Source organism: Clostridium sp. 1001271st1 H5 (assembly GCF_005845215.1).
Taxonomy (GTDB): Bacteria; Bacillota; Clostridia; order Lachnospirales; family Lachnospiraceae; genus Enterocloster.
The window spans coordinates 276,537-290,817 of the sequence record NZ_SPHO01000007.1 but is presented as its reverse complement, the minus strand read 5'-3'; the positions used below and the strand labels follow the sequence as shown (position 1 = coordinate 290,817).

The 14,281-nt window shown below is 46.7% G+C and carries 14 protein-coding genes, 2 tRNA genes and 1 pseudogene; all 17 read left to right on the top strand.

Going from position 1 to position 14,281, the window contains the following annotated elements:
• Window positions 1-135 precede the first annotated feature (135 nt).
• The 17 genes and pseudogenes from FGS84_RS13365 (at window position 136) to FGS84_RS13290 (ending at window position 14,279) form a co-directional block, all read left to right on the top strand.
• A tRNA-Gly gene (locus FGS84_RS13365) sits at window positions 136-207 on the top strand.
• 329 nt (window positions 208-536) lie between these two features.
• Window positions 537-1,538: a 4-hydroxythreonine-4-phosphate dehydrogenase PdxA gene (pdxA, locus tag FGS84_RS13360; protein WP_171042624.1), complete on the top strand. Its 1,002-nt coding sequence runs from the start codon at window positions 537-539 to the stop codon at window positions 1,536-1,538.
• Window positions 1,538-2,173, top strand: a complete 636-nt coding sequence (locus FGS84_RS13355; RefSeq protein WP_138309018.1) for a class II aldolase/adducin family protein — start codon at window positions 1,538-1,540, stop codon at window positions 2,171-2,173. Before pdxA ends, FGS84_RS13355 begins: the two co-directional genes overlap by 1 nt.
• A gap of 48 nt (window positions 2,174-2,221) precedes the next feature.
• Window positions 2,222-3,307, top strand: coding sequence for a TRAP transporter substrate-binding protein (locus FGS84_RS13350; protein WP_138309016.1), 1,086 nt, complete (start codon window positions 2,222-2,224; stop codon window positions 3,305-3,307).
• 59 nt (window positions 3,308-3,366) lie between these two features.
• Window positions 3,367-3,825 carry a TRAP transporter small permease gene (locus tag FGS84_RS13345; RefSeq protein WP_207671120.1) on the top strand — a complete coding sequence of 153 codons (459 nt, stop codon included), beginning with the start codon at window positions 3,367-3,369 and terminating at the stop codon, window positions 3,823-3,825.
• Between the two features lie 12 nt (window positions 3,826-3,837).
• Complete coding sequence (locus FGS84_RS13340) at window positions 3,838-5,115, top strand: TRAP transporter large permease (protein ID WP_138309012.1); 1,278 nt, start codon at window positions 3,838-3,840, stop codon at window positions 5,113-5,115.
• A 250-nt stretch (window positions 5,116-5,365) separates the two neighbouring features.
• Window positions 5,366-6,124 (top strand): DeoR/GlpR family DNA-binding transcription regulator, encoded by a 759-nt coding sequence (locus tag FGS84_RS13335; protein ID WP_138309010.1) that lies wholly within the window; start codon window positions 5,366-5,368, stop codon window positions 6,122-6,124.
• Window positions 6,125-6,144: 20 nt separating this feature from the next.
• On the top strand, window positions 6,145-7,368 hold the full coding sequence (locus tag FGS84_RS13330) for a four-carbon acid sugar kinase family protein (RefSeq protein WP_138309008.1): 1,224 nt from the start codon (window positions 6,145-6,147) through the stop codon (window positions 7,366-7,368).
• A 76-nt stretch (window positions 7,369-7,444) separates the two neighbouring features.
• Window positions 7,445-7,605 (top strand): annotated as a pseudogene (locus FGS84_RS31975) (NAD(P)-dependent oxidoreductase); the annotation flags it as partial.
• Between the two features lie 113 nt (window positions 7,606-7,718).
• Window positions 7,719-8,930 carry a gephyrin-like molybdotransferase Glp gene (glp, locus tag FGS84_RS13325; protein ID WP_243129967.1) on the top strand — a complete coding sequence of 404 codons (1,212 nt, stop codon included), beginning with the start codon at window positions 7,719-7,721 and terminating at the stop codon, window positions 8,928-8,930.
• A 200-nt stretch (window positions 8,931-9,130) separates the two neighbouring features.
• Window positions 9,131-9,853: a DUF554 domain-containing protein gene (locus tag FGS84_RS13320; RefSeq protein WP_138309006.1), complete on the top strand. Its 723-nt coding sequence runs from the start codon at window positions 9,131-9,133 to the stop codon at window positions 9,851-9,853.
• An 83-nt stretch (window positions 9,854-9,936) separates the two neighbouring features.
• Window positions 9,937-11,118, top strand: a complete 1,182-nt coding sequence (locus tag FGS84_RS13315) for an aminotransferase class I/II-fold pyridoxal phosphate-dependent enzyme (protein ID WP_138309004.1) — start codon at window positions 9,937-9,939, stop codon at window positions 11,116-11,118.
• Window positions 11,119-11,580 (top strand): VanZ family protein, encoded by a 462-nt coding sequence (locus FGS84_RS13310; RefSeq protein WP_138309001.1) that lies wholly within the window; start codon window positions 11,119-11,121, stop codon window positions 11,578-11,580.
• A 16-nt stretch (window positions 11,581-11,596) separates the two neighbouring features.
• Window positions 11,597-12,343 (top strand): tRNA pseudouridine(38-40) synthase TruA, encoded by a 747-nt coding sequence (truA, locus tag FGS84_RS13305; protein ID WP_138308998.1) that lies wholly within the window; start codon window positions 11,597-11,599, stop codon window positions 12,341-12,343.
• Window positions 12,340-13,524, top strand: coding sequence for a cation diffusion facilitator family transporter (locus FGS84_RS13300; protein WP_138308996.1), 1,185 nt, complete (start codon window positions 12,340-12,342; stop codon window positions 13,522-13,524). The genes truA and FGS84_RS13300 overlap by 4 nt, the downstream gene beginning before the upstream one ends.
• A gap of 43 nt (window positions 13,525-13,567) precedes the next feature.
• A complete protein-coding gene (locus tag FGS84_RS13295; RefSeq protein WP_138308994.1) occupies window positions 13,568-14,098 on the top strand; it encodes an RNA polymerase sigma factor in 531 nt (176 codons plus the stop codon).
• Window positions 14,099-14,207: 109 nt separating this feature from the next.
• A tRNA-Gln gene (locus FGS84_RS13290) sits at window positions 14,208-14,279 on the top strand.
• The last annotated feature ends 2 nt before the right edge of the window (window positions 14,280-14,281 follow it).

Below are 14,281 nucleotides of genomic sequence, written 5' to 3'. Positions count from 1 at the left end.
TACGGAGCTGACTAATACTAATCGGTCGAGGGCTTATCCAAAAAGGTTAAGGGAAGAGTGGTTTGTGGAACAATCGGAATTCAATATGTGGTTTTGAGGGTACGTATTATTTTTATAAATGTATATGTACTAAATGCGCGAGTGGCTCAGGGGTGGAGCACCACCTTGCCAAGGTGGGGGCCGCGGGTTCGAATCCCGTCTCGCGCTTTTATTTTTAGGAAGTCCTGTTATATCAGGACTTCCTATTTTTGTTTGCCCATGCTGGGCAAACTTTAACGGACGGAGGTCCCGGATATGCGGGGCGGAATCTGAAGGGAGGTCCTTCAGGTTGTATGTAAATGTGATGCCGGAATCGGGTCAAAATGAATGGTACCTAGCGCAGAATGAAAAATAATTTGAAAATAAAGTTTCACAAAATGGGGATGCCAGGATTGTACATTCTGTATATTGACAAAATGTTTTCAAAATAGTAAGATTCGATATATAAAAAGAAAATATATTTTCAATTTATGAAAGAAAATTATAAAGGAGATAAAATGAAGAAACCATTAATTGCTATTACAATGGGAGACGCAGCGGGAATTGGGCCGGAAATTACCTGTAAAGCCTTATCAAGAAAAGATGTTTATGATACATGCAGACCCATTGTCCTTGGAGATATAAGAATTATTGAAGATATTATTGCGCGGTGCAGTCTGGATTTAAAAGCACGTAAGATTTCGCATACAGAAGAAGGAGGGCGTGAATACGGATATGTTGATGTAGTGGACTATAACGATATTGATATGTCCCAATGGAAATTCGGAGAATTGAGTAAAAGTTGCGGAGAAGCAGCGGTGCATTACACAAAAGAGGCCTGCCGAATGTGTATGGAGGGAGAAATAGACGCCATGGTTTCAGCACCTTTGAATAAGGCTGCTATGCGTATGGCCGGATACAACTATGAGGGACAGACTCAGATTGTGGGGGAAATGACCCATTCTGAAAATTATGGAATGCTGCTTTTATTAGGGAATATACGTGTGCTGATGTATAGCAATCACTGTTCCCTGGAAGAAGCATGCCATAAGGTTGATAAGGAGACAGTCCGCTCAAAGATTACCTTGATTCATGAAGGTCTGAAAAAAATTACTTCAATGGAGCATCCGGTAATTGCAGTCTCTGCCTTGAATCCCCATTGCGGAGAGAATGGTATGTTTGGCAGAGAAGAGCTGGATGAAATTATTCCAGGAATAGAACTGGCGAAAGAAGATGGGATACAGGTAGTGGGACCAGTTCCGTCAGATACTGTTTTCGTGGACGCAAAGGAGGGGAAATTTGATGCAGTAATCGCTATGTACCACGACCAGGCCAATATGGCTATGAAATTGCTGGGGTTTGGAAATGTAGTCACTTTATTGGTAGGGGTACCTATCATTCGTACTTCTACTGGTCATGGAACTGCATTTAATATAGCCGGGCAGAATATTGCGAATGAAGAGAATCTTTATAGAGCAGTGCTGGAGGCAGCAGAGCTGGCAGCACAACATATTTCATAATGGAGGATAAAATGGGACATTTAGAAGAGTGTAAGAGGGAAGTTGTAAAATATTCACATTTGCTTTATGAGCGGGGATTAGTTACGGCTGCAGGCGGAAATGTGAGCATGAGATGTGGAGATACAGTGATAGTAACTGCAAGCGGAGTATCCCTGCGGGATACCCGGGAAGATAACCTTATCCTGTGTGACCGGAATGGCAAACTGATAGTTTGTCCGGACGGTTTAAAACCATCGAAGGAAACAATATTTCACTTAAAGATATACCAGATTCGTCAGGACGTGGACAGCGTGATACATGTTCATCCTGCATACTCTGTGGGGTACTCGATTAATGACAGAAAAATCCCAGTATTGACTGCATCCGCTAAGATGAAAGTGATTGATGTACCGGTTGTGGACTACGCCAATCCCGGGACAGAAGAACTTGCCTCCTATGTGGAACAGATTGTGAAGGAGGCTCCGGAAGATATTCATGCTATGGTTTTGAAAGCACACGGCATAATTGCATATGAAAAAGGAATGTCACAATGCTTTGACACAGCAGAGCTGGTAGAAGATACAGCACATATTGCTTATGTGGCAGAGATGTTATCAAAAAAAATTAAAAGAGGAGGGAAAACAGTTAAGGGGTAGTAAACAGGTTGCAGCAAAAAACAGTTTGTAATTAAAAGGGGGATTTTTATGAAGCAGACAAAAGTATTAGCATTGATTATGAGCGGGGCAATGGTTATGGGACTTAGCGGGTGCCAGGGTTCTGGCAAAGCGGAATCCACACCTGAGAAGGCGGAAACAACACAGACAGAGAAAGCAGTAGATGACAAAACAAGTGCTCCATCCCAGGATGCCATTGTGATTAAGATTGCCTGTGGTTTGGCAGAAGGAACCCCTATGGTAGTTGGTTCCCAGGTATTTGAGGAGACTTTGGAGAGGCTTACCAATGGAAGATATGATGTACAGGTGTATGCCAATGCAGAGTTGGGAGATGATACGGTAGTGACGGAAGCAGTTTCCTTGGGTACGCTTGAAATGTGCTGTACAACTCCCAGCGTATTTACCGGAGTGTGTCCGGATGTAGGGGTTTTTGATATGCCTTTCCTGTTTACAAACACAGAAGGGGCAGATGAGGTTTTTGACGGGGAAATCGGGACAGCAATTGGACAGACAGTAGAGAAAAATGGAGGCGTCCATATTTTGGGTTATTTTGAAAATGGATTCCGCAATATTACCAATAGTGTGCGGGAGGTTCATACCCCGGAAGATTTAAAGGGCTTGAAGATTCGTACCCCGGAAAGTGAAGTGTTTTTAAAAACCTTTGAACTTTTGGGAACCAATCCTACGCCTATGGCATTTTCCGAAGTGTTCACAGCTCTTCAGCAAAAGACAATTGATGGACAGGAAAATCCATTAAATACTATTTATCTGAATAATCTGTATGAAGTGCAGGATTATGTAACAAGAACCGGGCATATCTATAGTCCACATATGTTTTGTATGAACAAATCATTTTATGACGGGCTCTCAGATGAGGATAAAGCTGCTGTTGATGAAGCTGCAAAGGCAGCAGTAGATGCAAACAGAAAGCTGTCAAGGGAACTGGATGAGGGGTATGTCAAGAGTCTTGAGGAGGCTGGTATGACAGTCACCACTCTGACTCCTGAGGAAAAAGCTGTCTGGGTGGAGGCAGTATCTCCGATTTATGAGGAGTATTCAGGCAAATATGGAGATTTAATCACACAGATACAGGATATAATGGCTGCCTACAATTAAGGTCGTATCCATGGAAGAGGTATAGGGTTATGGGAGTCTTAAAAAAGATATATCAGATAATGCTGAAAACAATAGAACTTCTTGCTATCATTACCCTGTTTGGCATGGTCTGCATTGTATTTTGGAGTGTTTTAAGCCGGTTTATATTTAACAGTTCCATTGCCTGGGCAGAAGAAATATCCAGATTCCTGATGATTTGGCTGACACTGGTTGGCTCTGTGGCAGCTTATGAAGAGAATAAACATGTGGGATTTGATTCATTGGTTAATGCCCTTCCCAGAATTCCCAGGTTTATTATTACATTAGCAGGATACATCCTCGCCTTTGGGATTCTAATTATTTTAGTCAGAGGGGGATTTGCTCTGGCAAAGAACCAGTGGGGGTGGGTCTCACCGGCTACACATACCAGTTATGGATTTGTATATGCTATTGCACCGGTTTCTTTTGCAATCATGGCGGCTCAGGCAGCGCTTAAGTTTGTTGCTACCATTTTGGCATTCGTAAAAGATGAATTTTAAAGGGTGGTGAATATGCTAACAATATTTTTGATAAGTCTATTTGGATTTATTGCTATCAACGTTCCAATAGGTTTTGCCCTTCTGATAACAGCTACCATTATGATGTATATGAGTGGTATCACGGAACCATCCGTTATTGTGCAGAATATGATTCGGGGTGTCAACAGTTTTACCATCATGGCTGTTCCCTTCTTTATGCTCGCCGGAGAAATTATGAATGAGGGGGGCATATCTAAACGGATTGTGCGTTTTGCCAGTTCGTTATTGGGACATATTAAAGGAAGCCTGGGGTATGTAAGCATATTGACCGGTATGCTCTTTGCAGGTGTTTCAGGTTCAGCTCTGGCTGATACAGCCGCAGTGGGCTCTGTACTCTATCCCCTGATGAAAAGTGAGGGTTATAATGAGGAGAGAAGTGTAGACCTGATATGCGCGGCAGGTACCATTGGCCCTATTATTCCGCCCAGCATTCCATTCATATTATATGGGGTAATGGGACAGGTTTCCATCATCAAATTATTTGAAGCAGGGTTTATTCCGGGGATTCTAATAGGCGGAGGACTTGGACTGGTTTGGTGGTTTTATACAAGAGGAAAGGATGTCTATAATACAGACCGTGTATTCCGGTGGCTGGAAGTGAAAGATGCCACAAAGGATGCGATTTGGGCGCTTCTTCTTCCCATCATTATCATGGGAGGAATATTGACAGGGGTTGCAACCCCTACAGAGTCAGCGGTGGTTGCATGCGTATATGCAATTCTGGTGTCGTTGGTTATATACAGAGAATTAAAGTTCTGTGCTTTTCCTAGGATTCTGCTTGCTGCTGCAAAAAGTACTGCAACTGTATTTCTGGTTATTGGTTCTGCTACTTCAGTAGCTTACTTTATTTCCACAGCCAGGATTCCTGGTATGATTGCCAGCGGATTACTTAGTATTACTGATAATGTGTATGTTATTATTCTTCTGATTAATATTATACTGCTGGTAATTGGATGTGTAATGGATTTGACGCCCGCGTTATTGATTATGACACCAATTTTATTGCCTATCATACAGAGTTTTCATTTGGACCCGGTCTGGTTTGGCGTGGTTATAACAGTCAATCTTTGTATTGGTCTGCTGACACCGCCAGTGGGAACCGTACTCTATGTAGGATGTGGTATATCTAAAAAGTCTATCACACAGCTGTCTAAACCTATGGTACCATATATTCTGGCAATGTTAGCTGTACTGTTACTGATATCGTATTGTCCGGCGCTGGTGATGCTAATTCCAAATCTGTTGGCATAACAGAAGAAAGAAAAAATTATGGTTCTGGTATATCACTATGAGTTGATAGAGGTATATGCACCATGGTATACCAGAACCTTTCCGAATGAAAAGGAGCCATGGGAATCCTCCGGCTTCTGAATCGCGGCCATTTGTTCATATGGGCATAAAAAGACGCCCCTTGTGGGGGGAGTTCCTGCTTGATTGGCAATAAAGATTATGGTAGAATAAAGCGGTAAAAGGGTGCCTATAAAGGGAGTGGAAGCGGACTATGGATCGGAACAAGAGGATTTGTGAGATAGAGAAGTTTGTGGTAAAAAATAAGATTGTTACAGTTTCTGAGATAGCAGAGCATCTGAATATTTCTGAATCTACGGTTCGGAGGGATATTGAGGTAATGGTGTCCAAGGAGCTGGTTACACAGCGCCATGGAAGCATAACAAGCAGCAATTTTAAGGGTCAGGGATTTGAATTTTTTGACCAGAGAAAAGAGGAAAATCTGGAGGAAAAGCAGGCAATAGGCAGATGCGTGGCAGACATCCTCCAGGATAATGATGTGGTTTTTCTGGAAGGCGGCACAACACAGCTGGAGATAGCTAAAAGTATCCGGAATAAAAATATCACAGTGATTACAGCAGCCCTGAATATAGCAATGGTATTAGCAGAGAGTACCTCTGTAACAACCATTGTTCTTGGCGGCTGTATCTGGGCCGGAACTTACTTTCTTGTGGGCGATATGGTAGATATGAATATGAAGAATATGCATTTTAATTATTATATTTCCTCTCCCGGAGCTATTATGCCAGACGGCCGGTTGATTTATCATAATATCCAGCTTTCAAATATGCGGATTCAGGGTATGTCATTGGCAGATAATGTTGTCATTGCCGTGGACAGCTCTAAGTTTGGAACAAGCGGATTCTTCTCGAATGGATATTTAAAGGATGTGGACATGTTAATCAGCGATAAGGTTCCTGAGGCTTATCAGAAATTAATGTCAGACAAGGGTAGGATTATTATCGCTGAGTAACTCTGAAGAGGTAAGGGTTTATGACGCGATTGATGATTCTGGCGGACGATTTAACAGGGGCTGTTGATACAGGCGCATTTCCTGTGGCCTGCGGCAGGGAAGTTGTGGTCTATACAGACCCGGCTGCCTATGACGGGGGAATGCAAAGGGAATTGGTGTGCATAAACATGGCCACCAGAGGCTGCTCTGAAAAACAGGCATTTACTGTACATAAAGAGTTTGCAGAAAAGAATAAATTATATGAGGGAATCCTGATTAAAAAACTTGATATGGGATTTCGCGGCAATCCGGCGGTGGAGATAAGTGCTCTAATGCAGTATCTGAATCGGACTGTTTGTTTTGTTGTAGCGGCTTTGCCGCAGTTTAAGACATTCACTTTGTATGGAAACCAGTATGTGAAAGGAAGAATTCTGGAAGAATCTCTCTATGCAGATGACCCAATCCATCGTGTGGAAGAGTCATATGTTCCTGACATACTGAGAAAGAATGTGGATGTTAAGGTGGGTCATTTGGATATTGATACAGTTAAGAGCTGTCATCTGCTGGAATCTGTAGAAGATATGGTGAGTAATCATACCCGGATTATTGTCTTTGATGCAGTGTCGGATGAGGATTGTTACTGTATATTTAAACATTTGAGTAAACGGTATCCGCTTGCCTTGTGGGCAGGGACATTAGGGCTTCTTTCGGGGGTTACCAGAGCTTTGTATGGAGAAGCTCTGGAACATGAGTGTAGTTCGCGCCAGATTCGATGTGCATGTTTTAGCGGAACTACATACGATGTTACCAAGAAACAAATCGCATACTCACAACAGCATGGACTGGAAGTGGTATATTTAAATATAGCGGTTTGTCTGAAGGATGAGGATGTGGATTCGGAAGTAAGCCGGGTTGTCCGTCAATGTAAACTTATAAATCAGCGGGGAGATTTTATCGTAGTTCCGGAGGTGTCGGATTCTTTACAGAAAGCGGGCCTGTCAGAACGTATCTTGTATTTACTGGCTCTTTGTGCTGAGAAGGTCTTAGAGAATGTAACGATGGACCGCATTGTTATTATAGGTGGAGAGACTGCCAATGCTATATTTCATAAATGCAATGTCTCCCAAATGCTGGTAAAAGAAAAACCGGAGACAGGAATCGCCTCAGGGATATTTCTGGATGGTATATATGCCGGATGTGAGTTTGCGGCCAAAGGTGGTTCTGTAGGTACAATAGCTGCTATACAGAAGATGCTTTGTAAATGAAAGGACGGAAAAGTGCTTGAATATAAAGTGAGAATAGTGGTCTTAGATGGTTATATCTTAAATCCTGGTGATATAAGCTGGTCTGGATGTTGTTTCTGAAGAGCCTAAACGGGGGAGAATCCGCTGCTTCAGGCAAAAAATTGCATTATTACTCCCCATATATCATAGGCGTCCAGGGAGAGCCGCATGAGACTGAAGCAGATTGCTTCAGATAATCTGAAGTGCCTTGGAGTGTAGGAGGAACTTCCGCTTTTTTGATGTTATTCAGATAGTCTGTGGTAGTTGACAAGAACAGGCAGGCACATTATACTCGTAGGAAGAATACATCAAAACAGATGGGGAGAACGCAGATGAGAAAGAGGAACCCAATCATGCTGGAGGAGGCCCAGGAGCGCCTCAGGCATATTAATATAATAGCAGAAACTGAGACCATCCACACAATGGATGCATTGGGAAGAGTATGCGCTGAATCAATATACGCAGTCATGGACCAGCCCCCCTTTCCGCGTTCTCCATTGGATGGTTATGCGGTCAGAAGCCAGGACACGGCAGGTGCGTCAGAGGAGAATCCGGTTAAACTGAATGTAGTCGAGCATATATGTGCGGGGATGTTTCCTAAATTAAAGATAGGACCGGGTGAGGCAGCCAGAATCATGACAGGCGCCCCCATACCGGAGGGAGCAGACGGCGTTATCATGCAGGAACAAACCGACGAGGGAAGCCGGCTGGTTGAGATATATCAATCCGCCGCAGCTTATAAGAACTACTGTAAAAAAGGCGAGGATACATCCAGGGGAACCCTGCTTATCGAAAAGGGAGTGGAGATACGCGCTTCCCATATAGGAATCCTGTCGAGTCAGGGAATAGAGTCCCTGTCTGTGTTTTCCGTACCTGTTATAGGCATCATGGCCACAGGGGATGAACTGGTTCCAATGGGAACCCCTCTGGAGCCGGGAAAGATTTACGACAGCAATGGACCCCTTCTTTCCGCCAGGGTGAGGGAGCTGGGAATGAAGCCGTTACTTTACTGCCGGGCCGGAGATGATACACAGGAGCTGGCAGGGGATATCAGGGAACGGTTAAGGGAATGTGATGCATTGGTTACCAGCGGCGGTGTTTCCGTGGGCGTACGGGACTGCATGCCGTATGTTGCTAAATCCCTTGGAGCAGAGGTGCTGTTTCATGGAATCAATGTAAAGCCAGGCTCACCCATGCTGGCAATGATAGTGGAGGGCAAGCCTGTATTCTGCCTGTCCGGAAATCCATTTGCGGCGGCAGCTACCTTTGAGGTCCTGGTGAGGCCGGCCCTGGAACGGATGAGAGGAAGAACACAGTGGAAACCGCAGATTCTGCTGGGGGTACTTGAAACTCCTTTTCCCAAATCATCGCCTTTAAGACGTTTGGTGAGAGGAAAGATAGAGGACGGAAAGGTATGGCTGCCTGAGGGACGCCACTCTTCAGGCATGATTTCCAGCATGGCCGGATGCAACTGTCTGGTAGATATCCCGGCCGGAAGCAGCGGATTAAAGGAAGGGGAGCCGGTGAAAGCCATCCTCATGTAGAAGCATTGGTTAAGGCGGAAAGCCCCTGGCAGGGACTTCCGCCTTTTGTAATGTGCAATCGAAAATGAAGCCATACATGGCGCCGGACCCTTGTCATATTTGGAAAATTATACTATAATAGGCGAAATGGGCTGATTTAGCCTGTTAATGGGTAAAAGTGTTTTGGGAAAATGAGTAAGGAACAGGCAGGGATAAGTAAAATGGCAGGATTAGGTACGATTGTGAATGTGGCGGGCATACTGGCCGGATGCGGCGTTGGGCTTTTATTGAAAGGCGGACTTCCCAAACGGCTGCAGGATACGATATCCAGCGCAGTGGGACTGTGTGTGGTATTTGTAGGCATTACAGGCGCCCTGAAGGGCCTGATGACCATACATGGCGGCAGCTTTGAGACTAGGGACACGCTGGTGAGCGTGGTCTGCATGGTGGTGGGCGCTGCCCTGGGTGAATGGATTAATATCGAGTACAAGCTGCAGCAGCTGGGAGAATGGTGCAAATCCAGGATTCCGGCAGGTCAGGTATCCGGAACCTTTGTGGAGGCGTTTGTCAGCAGCTCTCTGCTGTTTTGTGTGGGGGCCATGGCCATTGTGGGTTCCCTGGAGGACGGCTTAAGCCATAATTACAATACATTGTTTACCAAGGCAGTAATGGATGGAGTGCTGTCCGTGGTGTTTACAGCAGCCCTTGGCATAGGGACGGCATTTTCTATTTTTCCCGTGGCCGTTTACCAGGGGAGTATTACGCTGCTGGCAGGGCTGGTAAGGCCGTTTCTTACAGATATGATGATTACCAGGGTATCATGCATTGGTTCTATTCTGATATTCGGTCTGGGACTGAATCTGGTCCTTGGAAGCAAGATAAAGATTGGAAATCTGCTGCCGGCTGTCTTTTTGCCAATCATTGCCTGCGTGCTGGGTTTTTAGGATTACGGCAGCCGGCAGTTCAGGGCGGGATATGAGCCGGAGGAATCAGCGTTACAGATATACAGAGAGGAAGGATAAGAAATATGGAATTTGCAAAGAGGATGGACCAATTTGGAGAAGGTATCTTTTCAAAGCTGGCTGAGATTAGGAAGGAAAAAGCGGCAAGGGGAGAGGAAGTCATTGACCTGAGCATCGGGGCGCCCAACATACCGCCTGCGCCCCATATTATGGAGGCGTTGTGCAGGGCTGCCAAAGAGCCGTCCAACTATGTGTATGCCATCAGTGACAGGAGGGAGCTGCTGGAGGCGGTCAGCGTATGGTATCAGACCCGGTATGGGGTGGAGCTGAATCCTGAGCCAGAGATATGCTCCCTGCTGGGTTCCCAGGAAGGGCTGGCCCATATTGCGTTGTCCATTGTGGATGATGGGGATGTGGTTCTTGTGCCTGACCCATGTTATCCTGTATTTGGCGACGGTCCACGGATAGCCGGAGCCAGGCTTCACTATATGCCCCAGAAAAAGGAAAACGGGTATATCATCCGCCTGGACGAGATACCTGAGGAAGTGGCTGAAAAGGCCAGGCTTATGGTGGTGTCTTATCCCAACAATCCCACCACGGCCATGGCTCCTGATTCTTTTTATGAGGAGCTCATAGCCTTTGCCAGGAAATATGACATCATTGTGCTTCATGATAATGCTTACAGCGACCTGGTTTTTGACGGAAGGGAATGCGGCAGTTTCCTGCGGTTTCCGGGGGCAAAGGAAGTCGGCATAGAATTTAATTCCCTGTCAAAGACATACGGGCTTGCCGGCGCCAGAATCGGGTTCTGCCTTGGCAATGCCCAGGTGGTGTCACGTCTGAAGCTGCTTAAATCCAATATGGATTACGGCATGTTCCTTCCTATCCAGGCCGCGGCCATTGCAGCGGTTACAGGGGACCAGTCCTGTGTGCAGGCCACAAGGAGGGCTTATGAGACGCGAAGGAATATTATGTGCGACGGTTTTTCATCCATTGGATGGAAAATGGACCGGCCGGAGGCCACCATGTTTGTGTGGGCAGCTATTCCGGAACATTACCATAATTCAGAGGCATTCGTCATGGACCTGGTAGAACGGGCCGGTGTAATGGTCACGCCCGGCAGCGCGTTTGGACCCTCCGGTGAGGGATATGTGCGTCTGGCTCTGGTCCAGGATGAGGAAATGCTCAATCAAGCTATTAAGGCTGTCAGTGAAAGCGGCGTCCTTTTGGCAGAGGGGAAACAATAAATGCCGGGAAACAGAAACAGATTCGCATGGAACAGATGGCATGTGGTGATACTGCTCTATATATGCTTTATATACGGCAATTCCCTGACACCGGCCGCTGTTTCTTCCCGGGAAAGCGGCTTCCTTCTGGCCAAAGTCCAGGGAGTTATGGAATCCCTGGGCTGGGAGTTCCTGTGGCTGACGGAACACATCATCAGAAAAACCGCCCATTTTGCGGAATATGCAGTGCTGGGCGGTTTGACAGCCAGGGCAGCCGGAATACCTGGAACAGAAAGACTAAAAGATGCATTGATGCTGATTTTCATAGTACCTTTTGTGGATGAGACTATCCAGCTTTTTGTGGTAGGCCGGTCCGGGCAGATAAGTGATGTATGGCTGGATATGAGCGGTGCGGCTGTGGGGATGATGATTACCGCAGGGGTACTTTCATATGCTGCCCGGAGAAAAAAACGAGGCCGGTAAGGCAGGGAGGCAGAGGATGAATATTGGAGTGTGGCTGTCCTACGACGGCACCAGATATGATGGCTGGCAGAAGCAGGGAAATACGGACAGGACCATCCAGGGCAGGCTGGAGGCGGTTCTGGAAAAGCTGGAGGGAAATCCGGTGGAGGTCCACGGTTCCGGGCGGACCGATGCAGGTGTCCATGCAGAAGGACAGGTGGCTAATTTCCATCTGGTAAAACAGATGGAGCCGGATGAAATTCTGGGATATATGAACCGGTACCTGCCCGGAGACATTGCTGTTACAAAGGCTTGTGTGATGCCGGACCGGTTTCACAGCCGTTTGAATGCAGTGAGGAAGACGTACCGTTACCAGATAGAGACTGCTTCTAAGAAAAATGTGTTTGAGCGCCACTATTATTATGGCTTAGGGCAGGAGCTGGATTTGGCCAGGATGGAACAGGCGGCAAAGGCTCTTACAGGGACCCATGATTTTAAAAGCTTCTGCGGCAACAAGAAAATGAAGAAATCAACAATCCGCACCATTGAATCCATCTGCTTTCGCCGGATGGACAGCAGAATCCATATATCCTATACAGGCAATGGATTTTTGCAGCAGATGGTACGGATTTTATCAGGCACCCTTATGGAGGTGGGAATGGGCAGGCGAAAGCCGGAGGAAATGGCCACTGTCCTGGAGTCAGGGGACCGTTCTGCAGCTGGTTTTACTGCCCCGCCTGAAGGGCTGTTCCTGGAATGTGTGGAGTATGGTGATTTGATATGACTGAATTTTTAGTAAGAAAATTTGTGAAAGACCATGATAATGTGGAGGATGTGCAGGTAAGGACGGCTTATGGGACGCTGACCAGCATGGTGGGAATCGGCTGCAACCTGCTGCTTTTTGCATCCAAGCTTTTTATTGGAATCCTGGTGCACAGTATATCTGTCATGGCGGATGCATTCAATAACCTGTCGGATGCAGCGTCCTCCATTATTGGGTTCGTGGGAGTCAAAATGGCGGAAAAACCAGCGGATGACGACCATCCCTTTGGCCATGGAAGAATTGAATATATTGCGGCATTCATCGTGGCGTTCCTGGTTATACAGGTGGGTTTCTCCCTGTTCAAGACCTCCTTTGGCAAGGTGCTGCATCCCGAGGACATGAGCTTCCGGTGGATATCCATACTGATACTTGTCATGTCCGTGGGCATTAAGCTGTGGCTTTCCCGTTTCAATAAAAAGCTGGGAAAGCGTATTAATTCCAAGGTGATGCTGGCCACCTCGGCGGATGCCCTGGGCGATGTGGCCACTACCTCCGCAACCATATGCTCCATTGGAATCTATGGGGCATTGGGGTTGAATGTGGATGGTATTGTAGGTCTTATTGTGTCTGTGGTGGTCATGATTGCAGGGGTGAACATAGCAAAGGATACCCTGGCGCCTCTGATTGGAGAAGCCATTGACCCTGAGATATACGACAAAATAACAAACTTCGTGGAGAGCTTTGACGGCATTGTGGGCAGTCATGATTTGATTGTACATAATTACGGACCCTCCAGAAGCATTGCATCCATCCATGCAGAGGTGCCCAATGACTGCAATGTGGAGCGTACCCATGAAATCATTGACCGCATTGAGCGGGAAGCCATGAGGCGTCTGGGAATCCTGCTGGTCATCCACATGGACCCGGTGGAGACCCATGATGAGAGGGTGGTGGAGTTCAAGGAGCTGGTGACGTCTGTTCTGGAGGGCATTGACAGCAGGCTTACGTTTCACGATTTCAGGATGGTGGACGGCGTGGAACGCATCAACCTGATTTTTGATTTGGTGGTTCCCAGGGAATATAAGCCATCGGTTCTGGGTAAACTGAAAGCAAGAATCAGCGGGGACGTGGCGAAAAAGGACAGACGCTGCTGCTGCGTCATCACCATGGAAAACAGCTTTATGTCGGAGAGCCGGGAGTAAGGGGTGATATGGGAGCGGGCTGGTTCTGGAAGGGGGATGCCGGATGTCGCAGGAAGAGATGATAGGGGCCATGGGAGAGGGGGATATGGAGGCGTTCCATCTCTTTTACCAGGATACAGCCAGACCCGTGTACAGCTTTATCCTTTCCCTGACCAGGAACCCGGATGAAGCAGAGGATGTGATGCAGGAAACCTATCTGACGGTATGGACCAAAGCAGGCTCCTATGTCCCCCAGGGCAAGCCTCTGGCCTGGGTGTTTACCATAGCCAGGAATCTTTGCTATATGCGGTTCAGAGAGCAGAAAATGAAGTCGGATGTGGCGCTTGAGGACCTGGCTGAAAAGGAGGAGGGAGCGTACTGCGCGCCTCTGGAACAGGCTGCGGACCGCAAGGTTCTGCTTGACGCGCTGGGCCGAATCAGCCGGGAGGAGCGCCAGATTGTACTTCTCCATGCGGCAGCAGGCATGAAGCACAGGGAGGTGGCAGAGGCTCTGCAGATGCCCTTAGCCACGGTATTGTCAAAGTATAACCGTTCCATGAAAAAGCTTCAGGAACTGCTCAGATGTACACAGTGACACAGGGTTCCATAAACAAAAGAAAAATCCAAGCAAAAAATGGATAAAAATTGAAAAAAGTACTTGACGAAACGCTGACTATATTATATAATACATTTCGTTGTGTTGATGGGCTATCGCCAAACGGTAAGGCAACGGACTCTGACTCCGTCATTTCAAGGTTCGAATCCTTGTAGCCCAGTT

What these genes read in the sequence shown, in the direction of transcription:
- pdxA (WP_171042624.1), top strand. Translation starts at nt 537, where the DNA reads ATGAAGAAACCATTAATTGCTATTACAATGGGAGACGCAGCGGGAATT.
- FGS84_RS13355 (WP_138309018.1), top strand. Translation starts at nt 1,538, where the DNA reads ATGGAGGATAAAATGGGACATTTAGAAGAGTGTAAGAGGGAAGTTGTA.
- FGS84_RS13350 (WP_138309016.1), top strand. Translation starts at nt 2,222, where the DNA reads ATGAAGCAGACAAAAGTATTAGCATTGATTATGAGCGGGGCAATGGTT.
- FGS84_RS13345 (WP_207671120.1), top strand. Translation starts at nt 3,367, where the DNA reads ATGCTGAAAACAATAGAACTTCTTGCTATCATTACCCTGTTTGGCATG.
- FGS84_RS13340 (WP_138309012.1), top strand. Translation starts at nt 3,838, where the DNA reads ATGCTAACAATATTTTTGATAAGTCTATTTGGATTTATTGCTATCAAC.
- FGS84_RS13335 (WP_138309010.1), top strand. Translation starts at nt 5,366, where the DNA reads ATGGATCGGAACAAGAGGATTTGTGAGATAGAGAAGTTTGTGGTAAAA.
- FGS84_RS13330 (WP_138309008.1), top strand. Translation starts at nt 6,145, where the DNA reads ATGACGCGATTGATGATTCTGGCGGACGATTTAACAGGGGCTGTTGAT.
- glp (WP_243129967.1), top strand. Translation starts at nt 7,719, where the DNA reads ATGAGAAAGAGGAACCCAATCATGCTGGAGGAGGCCCAGGAGCGCCTC.
- FGS84_RS13320 (WP_138309006.1), top strand. Translation starts at nt 9,131, where the DNA reads ATGGCAGGATTAGGTACGATTGTGAATGTGGCGGGCATACTGGCCGGA.
- FGS84_RS13315 (WP_138309004.1), top strand. Translation starts at nt 9,937, where the DNA reads ATGGAATTTGCAAAGAGGATGGACCAATTTGGAGAAGGTATCTTTTCA.
- FGS84_RS13310 (WP_138309001.1), top strand. Translation starts at nt 11,119, where the DNA reads ATGCCGGGAAACAGAAACAGATTCGCATGGAACAGATGGCATGTGGTG.
- truA (WP_138308998.1), top strand. Translation starts at nt 11,597, where the DNA reads ATGAATATTGGAGTGTGGCTGTCCTACGACGGCACCAGATATGATGGC.
- FGS84_RS13300 (WP_138308996.1), top strand. Translation starts at nt 12,340, where the DNA reads ATGACTGAATTTTTAGTAAGAAAATTTGTGAAAGACCATGATAATGTG.
- FGS84_RS13295 (WP_138308994.1), top strand. Translation starts at nt 13,568, where the DNA reads ATGTCGCAGGAAGAGATGATAGGGGCCATGGGAGAGGGGGATATGGAG.